At 37.9% G+C, this 22,235-nt stretch carries 18 protein-coding genes; 5 read left to right on the top strand and 13 right to left on the bottom strand.

The features are described 5' to 3' along the window. Positions 1-442: 442 nt before the first annotated feature. Positions 443-820, bottom strand: a complete 378-nt coding sequence (locus RS893_RS14775; protein WP_315784045.1) for a hypothetical protein — start codon at positions 818-820, stop codon at positions 443-445. A 100-nt stretch (positions 821-920) separates the two neighbouring features. Here RS893_RS14775 and RS893_RS14770 point away from each other — a divergent pair, with 100 nt between their 5' ends. The 4 genes from RS893_RS14770 to RS893_RS14755 all read left to right on the top strand — a co-directional run bounded on the left by RS893_RS14770 (position 921) and on the right by RS893_RS14755 (position 3,753). Next, a complete protein-coding gene (locus RS893_RS14770) occupies positions 921-1,598 on the top strand; it encodes a response regulator transcription factor (protein WP_315784042.1) in 678 nt (225 codons plus the stop codon). A gap of 82 nt (positions 1,599-1,680) precedes the next feature. After that, positions 1,681-1,965, top strand: coding sequence for a DUF2281 domain-containing protein (locus RS893_RS14765; protein WP_315784040.1), 285 nt, complete (start codon positions 1,681-1,683; stop codon positions 1,963-1,965). Next, entirely contained in the window at positions 1,965-2,375 is a 411-nt protein-coding gene (locus RS893_RS14760; RefSeq protein ID WP_315784037.1) for a type II toxin-antitoxin system VapC family toxin, read from the top strand. Before RS893_RS14765 ends, RS893_RS14760 begins: the two co-directional genes overlap by 1 nt. 118 nt (positions 2,376-2,493) lie before the next feature. Continuing rightward, entirely contained in the window at positions 2,494-3,753 is a 1,260-nt protein-coding gene (locus RS893_RS14755; protein WP_315784034.1) for a sensor histidine kinase, read from the top strand. Positions 3,754-3,911: 158 nt separating this feature from the next. Here the strand turns inward: RS893_RS14755 and RS893_RS14750 are convergent, their stop codons facing one another. Further along, positions 3,912-6,209: a polysaccharide biosynthesis tyrosine autokinase gene (locus RS893_RS14750; protein WP_315791981.1), complete on the bottom strand. Its 2,298-nt coding sequence runs from the start codon at positions 6,207-6,209 to the stop codon at positions 3,912-3,914. Positions 6,210-7,072: 863 nt separating this feature from the next. Continuing rightward, positions 7,073-8,041: a ribonuclease Z gene (locus RS893_RS14745; protein WP_315791824.1), complete on the bottom strand. Its 969-nt coding sequence runs from the start codon at positions 8,039-8,041 to the stop codon at positions 7,073-7,075. Positions 8,042-8,493: 452 nt separating this feature from the next. Here RS893_RS14745 and RS893_RS14740 point away from each other — a divergent pair, with 452 nt between their 5' ends. After that, positions 8,494-11,127, top strand: coding sequence for a CHAT domain-containing protein (locus RS893_RS14740; protein ID WP_315791823.1), 2,634 nt, complete (start codon positions 8,494-8,496; stop codon positions 11,125-11,127). 343 nt (positions 11,128-11,470) lie between these two features. Here RS893_RS14740 and RS893_RS14735 read toward each other — a convergent pair whose 3' ends face one another. The 10 genes from RS893_RS14735 to RS893_RS14690 form a co-directional block, all read right to left on the bottom strand. Then, positions 11,471-12,130: a DUF928 domain-containing protein gene (locus tag RS893_RS14735; protein WP_315791822.1), complete on the bottom strand. Its 660-nt coding sequence runs from the start codon at positions 12,128-12,130 to the stop codon at positions 11,471-11,473. Positions 12,131-12,708: 578 nt separating this feature from the next. Continuing rightward, on the bottom strand, positions 12,709-14,592 hold the full coding sequence (locus RS893_RS14730; protein WP_315791821.1) for a CHASE2 domain-containing protein: 1,884 nt from the start codon (positions 14,590-14,592) through the stop codon (positions 12,709-12,711). Positions 14,593-14,682: 90 nt separating this feature from the next. After that, a complete protein-coding gene (locus RS893_RS14725; protein ID WP_315791820.1) occupies positions 14,683-15,360 on the bottom strand; it encodes a response regulator transcription factor in 678 nt (225 codons plus the stop codon). A gap of 304 nt (positions 15,361-15,664) precedes the next feature. Then, complete coding sequence (locus RS893_RS14720) at positions 15,665-16,324, bottom strand: hypothetical protein (protein WP_315791819.1); 660 nt, start codon at positions 16,322-16,324, stop codon at positions 15,665-15,667. Between the two features lie 444 nt (positions 16,325-16,768). Next, positions 16,769-18,178 carry an HlyD family secretion protein gene (locus tag RS893_RS14715; RefSeq protein WP_315791818.1) on the bottom strand — a complete coding sequence of 470 codons (1,410 nt, stop codon included), beginning with the start codon at positions 18,176-18,178 and terminating at the stop codon, positions 16,769-16,771. Between the two features lie 128 nt (positions 18,179-18,306). Beyond that, a complete protein-coding gene (locus RS893_RS14710) occupies positions 18,307-20,457 on the bottom strand; it encodes a peptidase domain-containing ABC transporter (RefSeq protein ID WP_315791817.1) in 2,151 nt (716 codons plus the stop codon). 91 nt (positions 20,458-20,548) lie between these two features. Further along, a complete protein-coding gene (locus RS893_RS14705) occupies positions 20,549-20,860 on the bottom strand; it encodes a hypothetical protein (RefSeq protein WP_315791816.1) in 312 nt (103 codons plus the stop codon). A 187-nt stretch (positions 20,861-21,047) separates the two neighbouring features. Beyond that, complete coding sequence (locus RS893_RS14700) at positions 21,048-21,296, bottom strand: CTB family bacteriocin (RefSeq protein ID WP_315791815.1); 249 nt, start codon at positions 21,294-21,296, stop codon at positions 21,048-21,050. 80 nt (positions 21,297-21,376) lie between these two features. Continuing rightward, positions 21,377-21,628 carry a CTB family bacteriocin gene (locus RS893_RS14695; protein ID WP_315791814.1) on the bottom strand — a complete coding sequence of 84 codons (252 nt, stop codon included), beginning with the start codon at positions 21,626-21,628 and terminating at the stop codon, positions 21,377-21,379. Between the two features lie 42 nt (positions 21,629-21,670). After that, a complete protein-coding gene (locus RS893_RS14690) occupies positions 21,671-21,919 on the bottom strand; it encodes a CTB family bacteriocin (protein WP_315791813.1) in 249 nt (82 codons plus the stop codon). Positions 21,920-22,235: the final 316 nt, after the last annotated feature.

Raw genomic sequence — 22,235 nt, 5'->3', positions numbered from 1 at the left:
CCTCTTGCATAAATCTTCAAAACCCCCTCCATTCCTCTGTTACGGCGGAAAATATTTGTGCAAAAGCTCTATTTATACCTCCATCTACAGGTTAGTTTCTGAAGAAGGCAACAAAATTTTTCAGTGGAGTTTCTAATAGAATTTTTATCCCATTTTCTGGAATCCTGATGCTAATTTCATCAGTAAAAAATAAGTTATATGCACACCTGAGCAAGAATGCGATCGCCCCTTTGTCTTCCTTGTCTCCCCGGCAAATGTGTCTTTTGGGCAAAAATAATGCCCGATGTGAATTCAAGCTGTGACCAAGATCATGTTTTATAAATCGACCACAGATACACACCGATGGACACCGATAGACACAGATAGATTATCCGTATGTATTAAGATTTTTTGCGGTAGTAGATTTTAGAGCCGCGATCACCGATTGGGGTGCGTTACCAAGTTAATAGCGAATTAGTTCTCTGACTCGCTCCCGCGATAAGCCCAACTCGCGACTGAGGTTGGCTTCAAGTTGATCGGGTTCGGTGATTGGGAACTCAAACGTCATCTTTTTGAGAGGTGAGTGATTTGTTTTCACATTCACTAACGAAATCCCTTCTTGTGCAAGAACTTTCACCTCTATAGCTACTATCTTTTTCATGAGCTGCCGTGTCAATTGTGTATCCGCTAGCAGATATTTTTTGTGGCTGTAGCCACGACTCAGGATTTGATCTCCCACTAAACCACTTCCCAGCCAAAAAACCAGCCCAATCAAAGGCAAGGATAACCAAAACACAAACCCTAATGTTCGTAAAACTGGAAAAATTTGCAATTGACGCATGGAAGGGATAGGGTTAATTGCTGAACGTCACTTTTATGTCACTGTTTTAGCTTAACCTTAGAACTAAGAAGTGAAAATTACACCAAGCTGAACAAATGGGATGTTGATCTTACTAGTTGAAGACGACCCAGCCCAGTTGGAACCTCTGCGGGCAGCATTATTAAAAGTGGGGCATACAGTAGATGCGATCGAAGATGGAGAAACAGCACAATGGTTTGCTTTTCACAAAGATTATGACTTACTGATTCTAGATTGGATGTTACCTAAGGTGAGTGGAGTGGAATTGTGTCAGTCATATCGACGGGCGGGTAAAGTGGCTCCAGTGCTAATACTGACTGCAAAAGATACGGTTTCAGATAAGGTGATGGGTTTGGATGCGGGAGCAGATGATTACTTAGTCAAGCCAGTGGATGTGTTAGAGTTGTTGGCGCGGGTGCGGGCATTGGGAAGGCGATCGCCAATGTGGCAAGGAGATGTACTCAGCTTAGGTGATTTGCAGTTGCATTTAGCTAATTTAACTATCGAGCTTGATTCAGTCACAACTCAACTTTCTAGCCGGGAGTTCCAATTGATGGAATATTTGATGCGTCATCCCCGTCAAGTTTTATCTCATGATCAGATTGAGCAAGCCTTATGGAGTTGTGGAGAAGAACCCGAAAGTAATGCAGTTACAACTTTGGTGCGGCGCTTGCGTCAACGTCTGCAAATCATTGGGGCCAGAGATTGGATCGAAACTGTGCATCGGGTAGGCTATCGGTTGAATCCGCCGAACTCATAACAATACTTTCGCCAAATTTAAGAACCGCTAGTATTGATGCAGTTATTCTTGAATTTTTCATCCAGTAGAGGAGATACCTACTATGACTATCAAACAACAGCTTCTCCAAGAAATTGAATCCACCCCAGATACCATTCTGGCAGAAACGCTAGATTTTTTACGCTTTCTGAAAACAAAGGAAACCCAAACACGTACTTTTTTGGAAGCAGAATCTATTACTGACACTCTAGTAAATTCCACAGGTCGCTCATTGCTAGAACACTTAAAAACCATTGGTAAATGGTCAGGTGATGATTTACAAGAGTATCTCCAGCTAGTTTACGCTACTCGTGGGAAAGCCAAATTTGATGATAACCCCTTTGAATAATGTACCTATTAGATACAAATCACTGTAGCCTTACAATTCTTAGTGATGTCAATCTGCTTCGTCGCCTCGCTGAAGTGGAAAATTCTGTGGTTACAACCTGCGTCATTGTTCAAGGAGAACTGATAGATATGGCAGAACGTTCTCAACGCAGAGAAGATAACTTAGCTCTTATTCACCTTTTTCTAACGGGTATATACATTCACAACATTGATAGATTTACTGCTATTATTTACGGAAAACTCAAAGCCGCTTTATTTAATCAATTTGCACCCAAAGAGAAAAGCAAGCGACGGAAAACTAAAATAACTAATTTAGGCTTTGATGAAAATGATCTTTGGATTGCTGCTGTAGCCCTACAATACAGCCTTACTGTTGTATCAACTGACACTTTAGGAGGATTCAACAAGTAAGAACATTGTCCGTTGAATCTTGGTTGTAAGCGCACCAGGGACGCAGAGTATTTGGGAATTTAAAATCCTTACGAATTTGTCTAATGTTGTAAGTATAAGAGTGGACTTTTCTGACAAAATGTTTGATCGTAGTCGCCGTAATCTTGCTCACTGGTTTGCTTTATCGATGGGTGGAATTCTGTTTGTCTTTGCAGGAGTAGGCTACTGTCTAAATGTAGAAGATCAGTTGCGCTTTTTTGATGAGGAACTGTTTGCTCAAAGTAAAACTTTTGCTAGTAAAATCCAATACACCCTTGATCAAAATCAACGCGATCGCACTCCTGTAGAGAAAGACGTGTCATTAAATGGAGGACTGCTGTACGCCCGATGGTACAACGCTGACAAGCAACTTGTACAGTACATTGGTTCATTGGGTACGAAACAGTTGACCGCAGAACCAGGATTTCAAACTTTGCAAGAGCGATCTGGCATAGAATACACTGAGACCTTTTGGGTTCGCCAAATTACTATCCCCGTTTTGCAAAATAAAGAGCTGATTGGCTACTTCCAAGCAGCAGCTAGCTTGGAATCTCTACGCAGCAGATTGAATCAAGCCCGCTTGTTTTTAGCTTTGGGTGTTCCCTTCACTTTTGGCGTGATTGGGATTACAGGTTGGTTTTTAGGAGGATTGGCAATGCGCCCAACTCGCCGGGCCTATCAGCAATTACAGCGATTTACAGCCGATGCTTCCCATGAACTACGCACACCTGTAGCAACGGTATTAAGTAATGCTCAAGTTGCCTTAATACCACCCGAAGATCCTGTGGAACAACGACTGCGGTTGCAAAAGATTGTAGAAACTGCCAAGTCTATGAGTACGCTGATCAATAATCTGCTCTTCCTTTCACGCCATGATGGGCCATTAGCAGAAACTATATTAAAACCGATTGATTTGAGCGAACTTTTGCGATCGCTTGCTGTGGAGTTTGCCGCCCAAGCTGCTGCTCAAAGTTTAAATTTCAGCACGCAAATTCCAGAGCAACCTGTGATTTTACACGCTGATCCTAACTTGCTTAAACAAGCCATAATCAATCTCCTGAGTAATACTTTGAAATACACTCCAACACAAGGTAAGGTACAGTTACGTCTTTTCACCCAGTCCCACCGCGCTGTGATTCAGGTGGAAGATAACGGTATTGGCATTCCCGCTAGCGATTTGCCTTATATCTTTGATCGTTTTTATCGCGTAGACACCGTTCGCTCTCGCCAAACCGGTGGCTTCGGACTTGGGTTGGCGATCGCTCAACAAATTGTGCAAGCACACCACGGACAAATCTCTGTCAAGAGCGTGCTTGCTCAAGGTTCAACCTTTCAAATAGAATTTCCCCTGAAAATGTGAAAGAGATCGGGGAGGTGGGGAGTGTGTAGACACGCAAGTGGCTTCCCGTAGGGTGGAGTGTGTAGACGCGCAAGCGACTTCCCGCAGGGTGGAGTGTGGGGAGGTGGGGAGTGTGAGGAGTGAGATTTTCTCCCTTGTCCCCCGTGTTCCCAGTTGTTTCACTGAGCAGTATTTGCAATAATGCCAACTACATTCAAGTTTTTCAAAATGTCTGTTACTTGAATTACATCAGCTTGAGTAATTTTACTAAGACGAGACACTATAATGATGCGATCGCACAAGGTTGCTAAAATTCTGGCATCAACTGTCTTGAGAATCGCAGGAGCATCGATTAACACTAAGTCGTAAGTCTGCTCAAATGATTCCAGTAGTTCCTTCATACGTGCAGAACTGAGCAATTTGACTGCATCTTCGGTTGGGGAACCTGCTGTTAAAACATCAATCGAGGGATGAACTGGTTGAATGTAATCTTGATCAGAGGTATTGCTTTCATCAACCAACAACAGAGATAGTCCCCAATCGTTGCCAAGTTCCAAGGTTTTGTGCAGACTCGGTTCTCGCAGATTGGCATCAATCAATAACACCCGTTTATGCATACGAGCAGCACTTACCGCTAGTCCCAAAGCGATGCTCGTCTTGCCTTCTTTTGGTTGTGCGGATGTCAACATCACACATTTAGAAGAAGGTGTGATGATTTGTAGGTTTTGATAAGCTATATCCAACTTTTCGTGAGATGGCCAAGTAGCATAGACAGGTAGAGTTTTGCCTTCAGATGTGTTTTTATCTTTGTGAGAGTGCCACATCTTAGGCAAGTGTAAAAGCTGTTTGTAACGACGAGGTTTGCTCAGTTTTGGAACTGTTGCCAGTAATCGCAGATTTGTTAGCTTTTGTAATTCTGAGGGAGAAGAAATCACATCGTCAAATAGTTCCCGGATTACGGCTGTTCCGACACTCAATAAAGGTGCAATGATTAATCCTCCCAAGAGGAAGAATAAGCTGTTGCTGCCTAAATAAGTTCCGCGTTGGGGTTCTTCCAATACTTGCAAGTCAGAGCCTGTTTGAGCAATTCTTAATCCTAAAGCCTGTTGCGCTGCTGTCATTTGCTCAAGTTTTTTGCGAGTTGCTTGCACTTCAGGTAACAAACGATTGTACTCGGAGATCAGGCTGGGATACTTGCTGAGTTCTGAGCGAATTTGCTTTTCTGATTCCACCAAACTCTGTTCACTGGCACGTAGTCCCTCAGCCGTTGTCTGTACCTCGATTAATTGTTGCATCAGCTTTTGATCTACTTGTGTTAGCAATTGTGGGATTAATTGCTGTTGTTCTGGGTTGGCTGCGGGAGATAGTTTTTCTGCCAATGCTTGCTGGAGTGCTTCCCACTTACTCAGTTCGGTCGAGTTTGTGTCCGTTGCTTGCTTGGGCGAGTCTTTGGTAGTGAGCGATCGCTCAATTTCTTTTTGTAATAACTCTAGTTGGCTTTGGTGCTGCTGAATCAAGTCTTTGATTTTGGGAGAGTCATCTGTATAGCGTTGACGTTCCTCAGCTAAAGACAGTTCTGTTTTTTGAATTTCATCAAGTAGTGTTTGGTAACGGTTCGGCTGATTCAGACTTGAGGTAAGAGCTAGATTTTGGGGAGAATAAGCTATTTCCTTTTGCAGATTTTTGTGGCGCGCTTGGACATCTTGCAATTGAGCGCGAGTGGTTTGTAATTGTTTTTTTATATCTGCAAGCGTTTCTAGCAGAATTTTACCTTGTACTTCTGGGTCGATTAAGTTGTACTTTTTGCGAAACTTTTCCAGATTGCCCTCAGCTTGCTTGACTTCCTGTTTAATTTTAGTAAGGCGAGCATTTACAAAATTTAGTGCTTGATCAAGGCGCTGTTTTCGTTGTTTAAGCTCATAATCTTTGTATACCTTTTGGAGAGCTTGTAGAACTTTCTGTGCTTTTATTGGATCATTACTCTCAAAAGAAAGCTCAAATACTTGTCCAAAGACTTGATTAGCTCCTCCAGTATCGATAATAGTGATGGCTAAAAGTCCTTTTTGGGGAGTTTTATGATTACCTTTGATATCTTCAACTGTTAGTTCAGGATACTCAGAACGCAATGAATCTACAGCTTTTTGGATCAGTTTTGAGCTAAGTATCAAACCAAAGTGATGATTATATTCTACACCTTTGAATGTAGATTCAATTAAGTTTTGATTTGGATTTTTTGAGATATTACTTGCTGTTTCATCTTCAGCTATATCAGAACTAACAAGTAACTGCATAGAGCTTTGGTATGTAGGTTTTGCTTTCCAAGCCAATAAACCTGCAATTGATATCACAACACAGGAAATTCCCAAAATCAAGAAGCGTCTACGAAACAAAATCTTAGATATTTGTTGAATATTAGCCGTGTCTTTTTGGGAAATTAAAACCAGTTTCCCTCTATGCAAACTAGTGTCATTCACAATTATAATCCTCGATTAAATGTGCTGTATACCTTGAAACTGTTAACTATTAACTGTTTGAAGAGTCATGTAAATCGGCATAAATAAGCAAAGAGAAGAAACTTGATAGTTCGTTGATAATTAACGCTATTTTTAGTTCATATCAACCTAAAGTAATCATCTCTAAATCGTCAAGTCTCCTGATGAATCTTTATGATTTCCTTATGAGATTATATTGTTAATAGCAATAAACAACTTTAAGTGATTTATACAAGGATTTTGAGTATTCGATTTTAGTAGTAAATTTTGCTAGCATTTCATTCATATTAAATCATGAATGATTTCAAAGTTAAGTTGTATACGACGGTACTGGTATATCAACTAACCTATCAATATCTACCCTAACTTGTAAATACAACTTAAGTGATCAAGATAAAATGCTTATAAATTAAAGCTGAATTAAACAAAGTATGTCTAATTACGGATTCTTTTCAAGTTTAATTATTGGATAAATAGAAACATATATAAACTTTACAATCTATTCCAATAAGCAATAGCAACAATGAAGTGATCTGGTATAATCATAAAATTAATAAGAGTCTACAAATATTCAATCAAGTATAATATCTTCCTAAAGATTGTATTTTTTGTGGCAAAAAATAATTAAACTACCTAAATATTTATTCTTCTCTCTGCTAAATCCAATTAAAGATTCTGTAAAGTCATTTGCTCTTAACCAGAGGTAGCTATTACTAGAATAGTGCGATCATAAATTAATTAACATCCAAGGTAATTGATAAGGTAGTCATATCACCATTATTCAAAGATGTTCCTATTCCTTCACTGGCTCATATACACCTTTCTCAAATGTTGGTTAAGCCTCATTTTTATTGAGTAGATACACTTGTGTGGGTTAATTCTATTTCTCGCCGTCTGGGTACTTCATAACTCATGAAGTCATAAGCCATTTCTGTTTTGGGGAAAATAGCACGGGCTTCCTGAAGTAGGTCTTTTAACTCTATGCCATTACCAGGAGCGTAACGAGGGCTAAAATGAGTCATGATCAAGCGATGTGCCCCAGCTGCTAAGGCTGTTTGCGCCGCCATTGTAGATGTAGAATGTAGACGCTGAAAAGCCATCTCAGCATCTTGATGAGAAAAAGTTGCTTCGTGAATTAACACATCTGCATCCTGTGCTAATTCCACAGCGTTCTCAGAATAAATTGTATCTGTGCAGTAGGCTATCTTGCGTCCAATTTCTGTCGGGCCACTAAAATCTGCACCATTAAATTCTCTGCCATCGGGTAGAGTGACGGTTTCACCACGTTTGAGTTGACCATAAACGCGGCCAGGGGGAATTCCCATAGCTTTGGCTTTTTCAATGTCAAAACGTCCCGGTCGGTCTTTTTCTGCCACACGGTAGCCGAAGGTGGTAATACGGTGATGCAGAGAATTACAGGTGACGCTAAACTCGTCATCTTCGTGAATTATTCCTGGACGAATGGCATGAACTTTGACAGGGTAAGAAAAATGTGTGTGAGAGTAGCGCAAGGCTGATTGCAAATATTCATTCAATCCGGGTGGACCGTATATATCAATACGTGCGACATTGCCTGCTAAACCACAACTGGCCAGTAGACCCATTAAACCAAAGATATGGTCGCCGTGCATGTGAGTAATAAAAATTCGGGAGAGTTGGCTGCTTTTGAGTTCACTCCGTAAAAGTTGGTGCTGAGTGCCTTCACCACAGTCAAATAGCCACAACTCTGCTCTTTGGGGTAATCTCAAAGCGACACTGGAAACATTACGTGATCGCGTTGGTACACCTGAACTCGTCCCTAAAAATGTGATTTGCACAGCGTTATACCCGCCCTCCTTTAACTACTAGCTGCAATTTGGTGCTTCATTTTATATAGTGGCATGGAATTTTGACAGTTTGCCGAGAATTGGAGTGCATCTTTATAGGGGAAAGGATTTTTTAATCCCTTTAAGCCTTTCCTCAATAACTGCTACAAAGCCTATTAAATAGTAGAGGAAAAGCAATTCTTCATTCTGTCGTTATTAGTATCTACCTATGGATGTATATCTCAAAAATATTTAAATTAATATTTATTAATATGTATAAATATTTTAACACATACAAAAACTTTGCAAATTTATATGATTTATTTACAGAATATTTATAAAATATCAGTTTTTTTTGCAATCAAAACGTTAGATTTGAAAAAGTAATCATTATATAGCAGTAAGTAAATTAATCGACATATTAGCTCAAGTAAATTATTAAGATTTACTACTAAAGTTGTCCTATGTTAAGCAGACATCGGATATCGAATATCCGACGCTTATTGCAGTTTTTATTTATATGCATTTTTGCCTGTGGCTTGTGCATAAAATATTTTCCATCATGGTCAAGAATAGTTAGCGAAGTAATTTCAGTAAAAGCAGTAGTTCAAAATGAATACACTCAAAACTTTCTAACTCCACCAACTGATGTCAATCAGCTACTAAAGCGAGGTGAGAAAAGATATGAAGCAGAAGATTTCCAAGGCGCGATCGCAGATTGGCAAACAGCTTTAAATCTATCCAATGAAAATCAAAAGACCAGCAGCAAGATAGCCATTGTTGAGAAACTGGCAAGGGCATATCAGAAAATAGGTAAGCCAAAAGCAGCGATCGCCTATTGGGGAGAATTAGTTGCCTATTACCGCCAAATTAACAATTGGCCAAATGTGGGGCAAATTCTAATCCAGCAAGCGCAAGCATATAATAGCCTAGGTGAATTTAATGATGCGAGGAGACTTTCTGAAGTTGCTTTACAAATTGCTCGGACTCACCATGATGATACTTTAGAGTCTGCGGCTTTACGAATTAGAGGTGAAGCTCATCGCATCGAAGGCAATTATAATAAAGCGATCATTGATTTAAAATTTAGCATTAAAGCTGCTCAGGATACTCATAATTTAGCATATCAAGCTGCTGCTTTCACTCAACTGGGAATTACTTATATAAATTTGTCTAAACAAAATTATAACTATGCCAAAATCGCCTGGGATACAGGTGAGAATGACGAAGCTGAAGCTTTTATCAAACAAGCATCAAGATATGATTTTCAAGCTTTAGAATCTTTCCAAAATAGTTTAAATATCTTCCGTAAATCCAAAGATAAAATTAACGAAATAAAATTATTAATCTACTCTATTCCACCTGCGAATCGAATTGGAAAATCACAACTAGCAATAGCAAAATTACAACTAGTTTTCTTGCTGTTAGAACACTTACCAATTTCAGAAGCAAAAGCTTATGCAGCTATTGAATTAGCTGAATTATTGAAGGATTTTTCATCTGAAAGAAATTTATTTTTTGCCAAATGTCCAACTAATTATCGAGAATCACAAGCTATTAATTTACTCAATCAAGCTGTATTGATCGCTCAAAAGTTGTCAGATCATCGTGCTTTATCTTTTGCTTTTGGTAATCTCGGTCATATTTATGAGTGTCACCATGATTACGAGCAAGCACTAAAATTAACGAAACAAGCACAACAAGCTGCACAAACAAAACCAAACGCTCAAGATAGCTTGTATTTGTGGTATTGGCAAGCAGGAAGAATTTTAAAATCACAAAATAGACCACTCGAAGCGATCGCAGCTTATGAACAAGCTGTGACAACCCTAGAAAAAATCTACACCCAGATAGTTGTCACTAATCCAGACTTACAGTCAGATCCCTACAATACTTTAGAATATATTTATCACGAGTTGATCGCACTAAAGTTAAGTCTTGAGGATGTTGACGGCGAATCGAGTTCTCTTTACTCTGCAATCACTAGCCTTGATGCTCTTAAACTAGCACAACTGCAAAATTACTTCCACAAAGATGATGTGGCAGTAAAGTTTCATCAAGCTACTGATTTATTAAGCGCTAACACAATTACAGCTGTCTTTTGGTCAATAGTCTTAGAAGACCGTACCGCAATTGTAGTTTATCTTCCTAATGGTGAAACTAAATTAAAGTGGATCAACTTTGATAGTCAAAGGTTTAAAGATGAAATTACCAAATTTCGCCTTGGGTTAGAAAGGCGCAGTGACATCATTTATAATCGCAGGCAGGCACAAAAGCTATATGATTTGATCGTTCGTCCTTTTGCTCATGAGTTAGAGTCACTACAGGTTAAAACACTAGTTTTTGTACCAGACAGTTTTCTCCGTAGTGTACCAATGGCAGCACTACATGACGGTCAGAATTTTTTAATTGAGAAATACGCGATCGCATCTACCCCGAGTTTGACTCTGACAGATCCATCCAAAATCAAATCGGAAAATTTACGGGCTTTAGCTGTGGGACTGACTCAAGATGCAAAGGTAGATGGTCGCATATATAAAGCTTTGACCAATGTCAAAAAAGAAATTGATCAAGTTTTGATGATTATACCGGGTAGCAAGCAGTTATTAAATCAAAATTTTACACGTGCTCACTTGCAAGCAGAACTCCAGCGCAGTATTTATCCAATAATTCATATTGCTACTCATGCTGAATTTGGTATTGCTCCTGAAGATACATTTCTGATCATCGGTAAAAACGAAAAGCTTACCATGACAGACTTGTATAGGATGATTCAAGACGTATCACAGGGTATAAATTCAGTTGACTTATTGTTATTAACTGCTTGTGAAACCGCCCGTGGAAATGACCATACTAATTTGGGTCTAGCTAGTGTGGCAGTCTCAGCAGGTGTGAAAAGTACTCTTGCGTCTCTATGGTCAATCAACGATGCAGCTACAGTGACTTTAGTAACAAAATTTTATCAATATTGGTATGATTACGGTTTAAGTAAAGCAGAAGCTTTACAGAAAGCACAGCAAGATCTGATTACTCTAGGAAAAAAATATGCCCATCCTTACTATTGGGCGCCATTCATCCTCTTAGGAAATTGGTTGTAGATTAACTTTTACCCTTTTCCTACTATATAAATCTCACCCTAGCCCTAAGCGATCTCGCTTAGGGAACTAAATCTTCCCCCCATGAACGGGGGGATTAAGGGGGTTTTTGGGATTCATGCAAGAGGTTTAATGGGTAATATCAAGTTCGCATGATTACTTACAATTCCCTTTTACCTCACCCCGCCTTCGGCACCCCTCTCTTTAGCAAGGAGAGGGAATGGGGGTGAGATTTTTGATTCTAAGTGATTAACCGAACTTGATATAGTAGGTAACGGAAAAAACTAATTACCTATGACCAACAAAATTAAATCCTTAAAGGAAAGAACACTCCAGCTTTAGACGCCTATTGATTTTGTCCTAAAGCAACTTGAGATAAATCTCTAATTTCTGGTGACTTTTCTAAGCTTGCTAGGTCTTTTAATAAATTTGCTGCCAGTTTCCCCAATTCGCCATCGCCACTGTCAGCTAAGGCTTCACCCAAGGCATCGTACCACATACCTGCTTCAGCATAGAGACTAGCTCTTTGGGTGCGATCGCCCTTATGATGCAGTGCTTCTTGTAAATTGGCTGGCATGGGTACAATTGCAATATCTGCTGTGGCTAGTAAATTGCGTGAAGGATAGTTAAAGTCACACAAAATTTCTACTTGCCATAGATATTTTTTACCCAAGGCTAAACCAGGTAAATTCTCTGGTAAAGATAGTTTCATAACCCCTGGCGAACTCTGCAATCGAGATTTATAAGTTAGTTTTAGTTGCTCATTACTGCCTAACTCATAAATAGAGAACTCTAGCGGTACTCTTTGGTGATGAGGTACAAACCAAGCAAAGGTGGGATGGCTGGAAGTGGTTTGTCCAATATGTGTAGAAGGAGCAAGCAGGGTTACAGAATCAGCATCTATAGCTTTGCATTTTCCCCTAACTCCCGATGATTCTGTATAACCACTTGGTGGTTTTTGATTGCGGGGAGGTTTATACGCAGCTAAAGTTATTTGAGTAAACAAGAAAGGGATGGTCAAAGCACAAATTATTAAAATCTTATGATTAAAAATTTTGTGCAAGAGCCACTGTTTGTGAGTCATTATCTTTCCCTCTTGGCATTGCACTCAAAAAATTCATAGTAATTGGTAGATATGTAGTTGCTTGGAGATTAGCAATTATTAATAGTTAATTGCAATTAACCATCTTGCCATAGCTCATTGAGGATTACCATTGCTCAGGAGAAATACGTTTTGTGTGCCAAGCTACATATCTATCTTAATTGTATTACTAGTAAATGACTAAATTCATTTCATATTTTAGTCATTCGCATTACTGAAAACTACATAATGCTGGCTTATATTTACTATATCTCACATTTTTTTAAAATATTTATTATATTACTTGGCAAGTATCAGAATATTAGTAATAGACAAAAATACTTGTATATTATATATTCTGAAACTCACATACAGAAAGCCACTTTTTCAGGTTTTCACACGAATCGTCTAACTTTGGATTTGAGGTTTTAGATTGGTCAGAAGTAGCTTTCATAGCGCTTGTTTGGAATTATCACTCAAAATATTTTTATTAAAAAAAACATTTACCAAAAGCCAAACTTTGCCACAGGCCAAGATACTTCACAAAGAGTACCTCGAGGGGAAAGAGGCGATCGCGTAAATTTTCCTCTTAATTGTCGAGCTAGATTTCGGAACTGTTGTGTTCCTCGACCTTCTTTAGCAGAGATGCTACCCAAGCCATCATCAATAATTTTTAGAGTGTACCATCCTTCATTTTGGGTACAACTAACCACTAAGCGAGTTACACCTGTGGCGTGCTTGCCTACGTTACACAAAGCTTCTTCTAAAAAGCGACAAAGTCCACGTTTTTGTTCAATACTTAAGTGATCATCAATTGGATCAAATGTTACTATCTTAACCCTGAGTGTACTAAAGCAAGAAAATTCTCGCTGTAATGTATGGTCATAAACTTGATAGAGAACTGTATGAATAGGGTCTTGTAAATTTAGCAGTAGACCATTTCCGAGATATAAACTTCTATCTTGAGTTAGAGGTTCTCTTTGTAAAAATTCATATATGCCTCTTAGCTCATAATTTAATTTTTCTAATTCTTTTTCAAGTCCGGGTATTAATTCTTCTGATGATAATTTTTGTTCGCGAATTGTCTTCAATGCTTTAGCCAGGGTTTGCAATGGCCCATTATGAATTGTTTCAAAAGTACGTTCAATTAGGGCTTGACGAGCTTCTATTCTAGAACGCAATGCTTGGTCATACTGGTATAAAGCTGTCATGGCAATCCCATTTAAATTTAGAACAAGGATTGCTGGTACTAGTGGAACCCATAAACCCCAACACAACAAAAGTAGATAACTGACAGCTATTAAAATAGTACTGGCTATCACAACAGCAACCAGATTTCGCCACGGAGATTTGGTGAGTCTAGCGAAAGCAATTCCTAAAACACCCCAGCCGATTATCCATGCATATTCCCAGCAGTCTGCCCAACTATACAACAGTGATCTGGAGTCTAGCACTGCACTAACTATTGCAGAACTAGCATGTGCTTGAACTTCCACTCCATAAATACGTCCCTGTGCAGGTTGTATAGATACTACAGCAGAAGTAGTGATGAAGTCTTTCACACTAGGCGCAGTAATACCAATAATTACAATGCGATCGCGTATCCACTGCGGCTGATATTTTCCATTTTTAATATCATTAAGAGATAAAATTCTAAATCTTTTTTGACCACTGCGAAAATTGAGCAGCATCTGCACTCCACCAGCATCAGTTCTGACATATCCTCCAGAATTGGGAAAAAATCGGGGTAGTTCAAGATTCCCAAACCTAAGCGCTTGGGGGTCACGAATACCGTTTTCTAGGCTATAACCTTGCTTAGCTAAATAAGTTTTTGCCAAGCAAACAGATAAAGAAAATTTATATTCTTGTTCTGTAGGTGTTGCCAACAAACTGCGTCGTAATTTACCATCAGTATCGATGATTTGATCTGAAAAACAAACTTGTTCTGGAGGTAATTTTGGTGGAGGAGCAACTTTTTCAGGTAATACTTTTTCAATCGCAACTAATTTTTTGATATCCTTAAATGCACTAACCAGTTCTGTATGTCCAGGTTCAACAGGTAAATCTCTAATAATATCAAGACCAATAACTCTGGGTGCTAAAGAATTGAGCTTTCTCAATAGTGCTGCAATTTCTCTATCTGGTATGGGGTAGGTTCCAACACTACGGATATCTTCTTCATTTATTCCGATAATGACAACACGTTCGTCAATTGGTTCAGCAGGACGTATACGCAAAAAATTATCAAAGGCTAACCATTCAAGAGACTGCATATAACCACTTAAACGAGTAATTATTACCAGCACTATAACTGCCATCCCTGGTAATGCACCTACACGCCAAATGGCTATTTCCTCTTTAATAATTCTCCACAGTTCAGCCTGCATTGGTTTATTATTTGTTGTTTGTTGTTTATTGTTTGATGTTAGTTGTTTTGTATTTTTTCTAACCAACAACGAACTACCAACAGCCAAATACTAATCAATTAATCCTTCTTCTCTGGCTCGCATTTCCGTTTGAATTCGCATATTTTTTCCCTCTTCAGGATAAACATCTAAAGCATCTTGTAACTTGCTCCAATAATGACGTACCATACGTTCGCCAACACACATGCGCTCTGCGATCGCCTTATCTGTTAATCCTTCTTCAAATGCGAGAGTTAGCACCCTTAACCATTCTGGTTTGACTTCTAAGCCAGCATGAACACCTTTAATATCTTTTGTATGAGTTAATCCCTGTAATGCCCAATCTACTCTAGTCAACATTTCCTGGCTAGAAAGACTTTTATCGGCGACTGTAAAACCTCCTTTATGAATATCAATATCAGGTCTGATTCGTACTAATGTTCTTACATGAGCGCTTTGAACTACGATATTCAAATTTATATGGTTTTTCATTAAGTTTCTAAGTAGTTTGACACCTGTATCTGGTCGTGCCATTTTGCCAGGACTTTCTGGTAGAGAAAGATCCATAACTACTAAATCAGGTTGCATCTTTGCTACTTGATCAAGCGCTTCTTGAGCTGTAACTGCTGTTAAAAATTCAGCATCCATGTATTTTTTTCGTAGTACTTCTATGGTTCCACCCAATACTGATTCATGATCATCTATGACTAAAATTTTTAGCAATGCTTGTCTTGTTAACGCTTGTTTCATAATTCACACCCCAACAATTAAGTAGATAACTATTACTGCTATCTAGAAAATTCAAAGCTTGTCATAGAGTGTAGACGCATTCTGTGGAGTTTTCCACAGGTTCTTCAATTTTAGATTTTGGATTTTAGATTTTAGATTTTAGATTTGGTATTGATTCCACAGATAAATCTGGGAGCTTGTATTCTGTTCAGAATTATTAGCCAACAGTAAAAGTTCAAATAAATACTCTGTATTAAAAATGATAAATTAAAATTTATTTAAATATACTTTAAGTATAGTATAAACGTAATCAAGTAATATTTCTCTACCAATATAGGTAGCAAACTAAACTGAGATTATTAATACAGCAAAAACATTTGCCTGATGTTAAAAATCTAAAAGTTTTACAAATATATTCTCGTTCAGGTAAATTTTTGTAAAATACGAGAGTAGAAATATCAGGATAAGTAATTTTTAATACAAGCTTACCGAGATTAGTTTGTTGTTGTAGACAGATGTAAATAGAAATTTGTGTTAAAACTTCAGGTAAACTAATTTTCAGTAACTCTTCTAGAGTCCTTAAAACAATTAGACTGCGATCTACTGATTCATGTCGCCAAGACTTAGGCATATCAAGATGAAAATATATCTGAGAGTGAGATGCAAGCCAGGGTTCTAATAGATGCTGAATTGCCAAAGGCAAATTGTCTTGGATATAGACTGGAAATAAGCGATCGCTCAATTGCACCAAAGATTGGTGAAAATTATCAAATTTTTTTAAAAGTTCTTGAGTTTGATTTGTTGATAACTCTAAATTACCTTCTGGTAATAATTCTAGACTACGACGAATAGTAAAAGATTCCTGTAATATACTGTCTCGAATTTTCTCTGCTTCCAAGAACATTTTTAGTGATTGTCTACAAGACCACCATTGTAATGCTTGTTGAGTTTTACAGGAATTTCTCACTAGCAAAGTTAGTGTCATAAAGTAGAAAATCAAAACTATAATTTGTACAGCCAATTGGTAATTCACAGTACATTGCTTTCTTAATTATTTTCTGAGACCAATGGAGTAGTATTAAATAGCATACGATATGTTTCTCCTGAAGAAATTGCTTTAAATAGACAATATTTTTGTTCAAAAAAGCTGTTTTTATTACCGAAAACTGCATAGTTTCTTACCTATATATAGGACTTTTTTGATTCATTAATATTTAATGTTTAATAGCCAATAGTAATTAACAACCATTGACTAAAATAATTTTATTTTTAAGTTTCTAATTAAAACTAGAAGACTCTAGTATCTGAGATATTGCTTCTTTCAAGGGCAATAGCTAGAGGCTCTTATTACCACATCTAGTAACAAATGTTTAGATACTCCGCTCCTGCCTATTACAATAAGTGCAAGAAGCGATTTCATCATGAAATGTTATAAATCAGTGATTAATCTGGCTTTCCTAAGTAAAAATTTCAGAGCTGTTTCTTGTTTTGAAATAATATCAGCAGAAGCATTCATACCTGGTTGTAAATTACAGGTATGTTCATGATTTCCAAAACTATAACTTTCGGGTTTGATCATTGCTTCAAAAGATCTAGCAGCAGGACTTGGACTACTTACTGCACTCACATCTGAATTATTGACAGGTGCGATTGTGTCTGGAGAAACACTAGTAACAACACCTTGGAGAGTACCATAATCAGGATATGGACAAGCATCAACTCGCAACTGTACTTTTTGACCAATTTCCACCTTTTTAATCTCAGCCGCAGGAATGATGGCTTTCACGACTAAAGGCGCGTGCTGAGGGACAATCTCTACAACAGGTTCTGAGGGGCGTACCACCTGACCTGGATTACGTAAATTGAGCTTGAGAATCACACCATCGCTAGTAGCACGAATGACACTACTTTGCATTTGAATGATATTTTTTTGTAATTCCTGTTGGTATTGTTTGATTTGATTTCTAAGTTCAATTTGTCGCTGAATTAAAGTATTTTTCTCTCTAATTAAAGCAGCGATACTAGATTGACCTTTTGCCTTTTCTTGGGCTATGCGTTCCTGAGCAATTTCCACCGTTGCTGCACTAGGATTAAGAGCAGCTTTTGCTGTTTGCAGGCTAGCTTTAGCTATATCTATAGCTCTTTTTTCTGCCTCTACTTCTAATTGTGCTTGTTCAACAGCTAATTTTCTCTGCTCATAATCCCGTTTACCAATTGCTCCATATTGTGCTAATTCTTTGTAGCGATCGCGATCCTGTTTAGCAAAATTTAAATCTGCTTTAGCTTTTTTTAAACTTGCTTCAGCTTTTTGCAAATTTGCTTCTGCTGATAGTAATTCGCTTTGAGTTTTGACTTGCTCTTGTTGATAATCTCTTTGATTACGTGTCAAGTCTGCTTGAGCAGAAATAACTGTTGTTTCAATGACTTGTTTTTCAGCATCTATTTGAAGATCTAAAGCTTGGATTTGGGCTTTAATTTGAGCTAATTGTAAATTACCTTCTTCAATACTATTTTGTAATTGACTATTTTTGATATGTAGTTCCATATCATCAAGCTTAGCAATTACATCTCCTTGTTTAACTATCTGATTTTCTTTAACAAAAATGCCTTTAACAGTTCCTTCTATTTCTGGTTGCACGATCCGAACATCTCCTGTAGGACGTACAGTTGCAGAAGTCTTGACAGTAACATTGTATTTAATGTACGAAGCGAGAGCGATCGCTGTGGCGACATTTGTAACCAAAAATATACCAGCTAAGGTTGTCCAACGACTAATTGGTGGTAAAAACTCATCGATATTAACTGAAGGGAGAAATTTTTGATTATGAGTATAAAGCATGATTGTTAATAGTTAGTGGTTAGTGGTTAGTGGTTAGTAGGGACGTAGACACCTGTACAGTAGTTAGTACGCATTTTTTATTGATTAACCACTATCTACTATCTACTAACTACTAACCAACAACTAATTCAAGGAGTTAAAAAATCTAAATGATCACCAGGAATCGAGCTTAATTCTTCCACAGATCCTTTTAGTTTTAACCTACCTTGTTCTAAAAACACAATCCAATCAGCACGACTAATAACTCGCGGACGATGGCTAATCAAAATTGTTGTTTTTCCTCGACGATGTTGAAGTAATTTATCTAATACTTGTGCCTCACTAACTGGATCTAATCCAGCTGTAGACTCGTCCAAAATTAAGATTGGTGGATCGTTAACAATAGCACGTGCTATAGCTAATCTTTGACGTTGACCACCAGAAATATTTGCTCCAAATTCGCCTAAAACAGTTTGATATTTATCAGGTAATTTACTGATAAATTCATCGGCTTCTGCTATTTCACAACATCTAACAATTTGCTCAAAAGTAACATGAGGTGTTCCTAAACGGAAATTTTCAATAATTGAACGACTCCAAAAGTGAGCATCTTGGGGAACTAAAACTATTTGATGACGTAGACAATCAAGAGCCAGATCATCTAAGTTATATAATCCTATGCGGATATTACCAGATTGTAATGGGTATAAGCCTGCAATTAATTTAGCAAGAGTACTTTTACCACAACCAGACTTACCAATAAAAGCAATTACTTTACCACCTGGAATTGTTAATGAAAAATCTTCTAACAAATCCATCCTACCTGCATAGTGAAAGTTGACATTAGTACAAATAATGTCAGCATCTCCAGGTATCTTGGCAAACTGCTTTTTACCATCTTTATCATCTTCTGGGGTGGCATCTATAACTTCCGTCAGCCGTTGAACAGCAGTTTTTGCACGAGTATATTCATCTACAAAACCAATTACACTACCAATTAAACCCAGGAAATTAGCATTCATTGCGTTAAAAGCTAATAATTGCCCAATACTCAGATTTTCCTCGGGTTGAATTACTAAATTTCCACCAAACCACAACAAAATAACACCGCCAACAGCAGCAACAAATCCTGAGAATGTACTATTGACGATCGCAATTTGAATTGTATTTAAAGTTATGGTTGTCAAGCGACTAAATCGACTTTGAAATTCATCCCAAAATTGTGGTGATGCAGTAGTAGTTTTTAGGGTAAGTGCGCCTTTAAAAGTTTCTACTAAAACACCTTGATTTTCTGCCTCTTGAACTAATAGTTCACGGGTTTTATTTCGTAAAGTAGGCTGAAATATAACTGTAGAAATGCTCATTGCTATAGCAATAAATATAGCTACCGTCGTTAACTTCCAGCTATAAAACAGCATGAAGCCAAAAGAAATAAGGGCAATAAAAAATTGGCTAGGTAAACCAACAATAACTTGAGCAACTAACTGATTAACCTGATTTATATCCCGTAAACGGCTGACAATTTCTCCACTGCGACGAGCTTCGTAGTAAGAAAGAGGTAAGCGCAGAATTTGTCGCCCAAATTCCAACACCAAACCTAATTGCAGACGCTGAGCAAAATGAGCAATTAAATTAGACTGTACAAACGAAAGACTAGTAGAAACAAAATGCATCACAACCACAGCGATAGCCACAGTTGTGAGCAGCCTTGTATCTCCTCTTACCAAAACATCATCAGTAAGAATTTGGAGCAAAAATGGCGAGGCTAAAGATAGCAGTCCTAAAATTAAGTTTAAAGGTAACGCTTGGACCAGTATGCCACGAAAAGCCCAAACACGCCGGAAGAAACGCCAAAAGCCGCTCACTTTATCATCCTCTTGGGAGAAAAAGCGAGTTTGATCTGGCTGTAACAACAGCATTAACCAATCTGTCCAATTATCTGCTACATCCTTTTTAGACAGATAACGAATACCTACAGCCGGATCAGCAATGACACATTTGTTACCTTGCTTGCCATATAAAACAACCCAATGATTTCCCTGCCAGTGAATAATTGCTGGCAGAGGTGCTTCTTTCATTCGGTTTAAAAGTTCTGGTGAAGTTTTAACTGGACGAGCATTAAATCCAAGTGATTCTGCACCCCGTTTTAACCCTAATAAAGTCGTTCCAAACTGTCCAGTACCTACCATTTCACGGATGTGATTAAGAGTAAAATTACGTCCATAATGCCTAGAAATGGTAGCTAAACAAGCAGCTCCACAGTCTTCTTCACTATGCTGTTTAACAAACTTGTATTTCATCTGTAGTCCACCCAAAAGATTGAGAACCTGAAGGTTTAGTCAATCTGTTTGCTTGTTGCTGAAGTGACTTAACACTGACGATAATCTACTATTAACTAAAGAGATAAAAAATGAGTCGACGTAAGATTTCCAAGCCACTCAAACCGTATTTACGTCCCCGTAGTCCACTAAAATTAAAACCAAAGGTAACTTCTGAAAGTGAATATCCAGTTTGTTGCTTAGATGAAATGTTGTGTACATCATCTGAAAAATTATTTTCATGATTTGCAAAAGTTACAATGTTTGTCTTTTTAATGACAAAATCATATAGTGAAGATGAGCGCCCTCCAGTCGTAATTTCCTGTTCTTTTTCAGATAACTCTACAAAAAGCTCAGAGTTTGTTAATTCTCTATCTGTAGACACAGTTTTACCTCTTTGCTATGCCTGTATATACAGCTTAAAAAAGTATAAGTACTCAGACAAAATATTTGCTGTTATCAACAGTCAGCTATCCGTTGTATATATGAGTTCGATAGCTGACTTTCATCAACATGCTTGTAGATATTCAGTTGAATTCAATAATTGATTCAACTACATTAATTATCCACATCTAGTCATCTAGACCGTCGTAATATCCGCCATAAGGATCGACCAAGAAATTCTTATAAGCGCTGGTATCAATCGTTTGGGTAGCAAATTGTTGGGTTACATAACTACCATTAGGACCAGATGCAACTGCAAAATTAAAAGCAGTTAAGTCTTGATAGTAATTAGTGTTGATATAGTCGGCGATACTTGTACCCCCAACAACCATTTGCTGTTGTTCTTCACACACTTCAGTAAACAATTCGTTAGACATGATAAAAAACTCCTTGCTCAGGTTTATATTGTCATGTTGAAAGTTGAGTAGCCAAATGAAGCACTCAACTTTCGACTGACTTAGTATGGATAGTAAAATTGGGGATTGAGTTGGAAACTCTTGTAAGCACTGGTATTGATTTCTTGTTCAGCAAATTCCTGAGTTACAACACTACCACCAGGACCAGATGCTGCTGCAAAAGCAAACGCTGTTGTATCTGCATTAAAGTAGGTGCTGAGATAGTCATTAATACTCTTGCCACCAGCAGTCATTTGCTGTTGTTCTTCGCTGATTTCACTGAACAGATGAGATGCAAAAGCTTCGTTAGACATGGTTGAAAATCCTTTATTTTTGATGTGGAACTTTGGAATTATTTAATATGAGTAGAAGTAGGGATTGAGTTCAAAAGTTTTGTAAGCACTGGTGTTAATTTCCTGCTCAGCAAATTCCTGAACTACTTGGCTGCCACCAGGACCAGATACTGCTGCAAAAGCAAAGGCGGTTGTATCTGCATTAAAGTAGGTGCTGAGATTGTCGTAGATAGTCTTACCACCAGCAACCATTTGCTGTTGTTCTTCGGTTACTTCACTAAACAAATTAGATGTAGATGTTTCGTGAGACATAGTTGCAAGACTCCTTGCTTGTATTGTTGTTGTTATGTGTGATAATTGAAGTTGAGTAGCTTTTTTGCTTTTTGAGTAGCTCAACTTCTTCCTTGCCTATTACGATATACCCTTGCTAATACATAAGTCATTTGCAATTTCTGTAAACTTATTTACCAGCTTGAGAAGCTTTAATTGCAGGATTATACGAGTGCTATTTCTGAAAAATACATGCCTATAAAATTGAAAACCCGGTTTTTATAGAAAAACCGAGTTGCAGATTATCCACAATATAAAAATAATCGGAAAAATAATCAGAAAAATATTGAGGCCAAAT

Source organism: Fischerella sp. JS2, assembly GCF_032393985.1.
GTDB lineage: Bacteria > Cyanobacteriota > Cyanobacteriia > Cyanobacteriales > Nostocaceae > Fischerella.
This window is presented reverse-complemented; position numbering and strand designations above follow the sequence as displayed.

Bases quoted from the DNA above. Each gene is read 5' to 3' on its own strand.
- RS893_RS14775 (WP_315784045.1), bottom strand. From the start codon at position 820: ATGCGTCAATTGCAAATTTTTCCAGTTTTACGAACATTAGGGTTTGTG.
- RS893_RS14770 (WP_315784042.1), top strand. From the start codon at position 921: ATGTTGATCTTACTAGTTGAAGACGACCCAGCCCAGTTGGAACCTCTG.
- RS893_RS14765 (WP_315784040.1), top strand. From the start codon at position 1,681: ATGACTATCAAACAACAGCTTCTCCAAGAAATTGAATCCACCCCAGAT.
- RS893_RS14760 (WP_315784037.1), top strand. From the start codon at position 1,965: ATGTACCTATTAGATACAAATCACTGTAGCCTTACAATTCTTAGTGAT.
- RS893_RS14755 (WP_315784034.1), top strand. From the start codon at position 2,494: ATGTTTGATCGTAGTCGCCGTAATCTTGCTCACTGGTTTGCTTTATCG.
- RS893_RS14740 (WP_315791823.1), top strand. From the start codon at position 8,494: ATGTTAAGCAGACATCGGATATCGAATATCCGACGCTTATTGCAGTTT.
- RS893_RS14730 (WP_315791821.1), bottom strand. From the start codon at position 14,592: ATGCAGGCTGAACTGTGGAGAATTATTAAAGAGGAAATAGCCATTTGG.
- RS893_RS14725 (WP_315791820.1), bottom strand. From the start codon at position 15,360: ATGAAACAAGCGTTAACAAGACAAGCATTGCTAAAAATTTTAGTCATA.
- RS893_RS14720 (WP_315791819.1), bottom strand. From the start codon at position 16,324: ATGACACTAACTTTGCTAGTGAGAAATTCCTGTAAAACTCAACAAGCA.
- RS893_RS14715 (WP_315791818.1), bottom strand. From the start codon at position 18,178: ATGCTTTATACTCATAATCAAAAATTTCTCCCTTCAGTTAATATCGAT.
- RS893_RS14710 (WP_315791817.1), bottom strand. From the start codon at position 20,457: ATGAAATACAAGTTTGTTAAACAGCATAGTGAAGAAGACTGTGGAGCT.
- RS893_RS14700 (WP_315791815.1), bottom strand. From the start codon at position 21,296: ATGTCTAACGAATTGTTTACTGAAGTGTGTGAAGAACAACAGCAAATG.
- RS893_RS14695 (WP_315791814.1), bottom strand. From the start codon at position 21,628: ATGTCTAACGAAGCTTTTGCATCTCATCTGTTCAGTGAAATCAGCGAA.
- RS893_RS14690 (WP_315791813.1), bottom strand. From the start codon at position 21,919: ATGTCTCACGAAACATCTACATCTAATTTGTTTAGTGAAGTAACCGAA.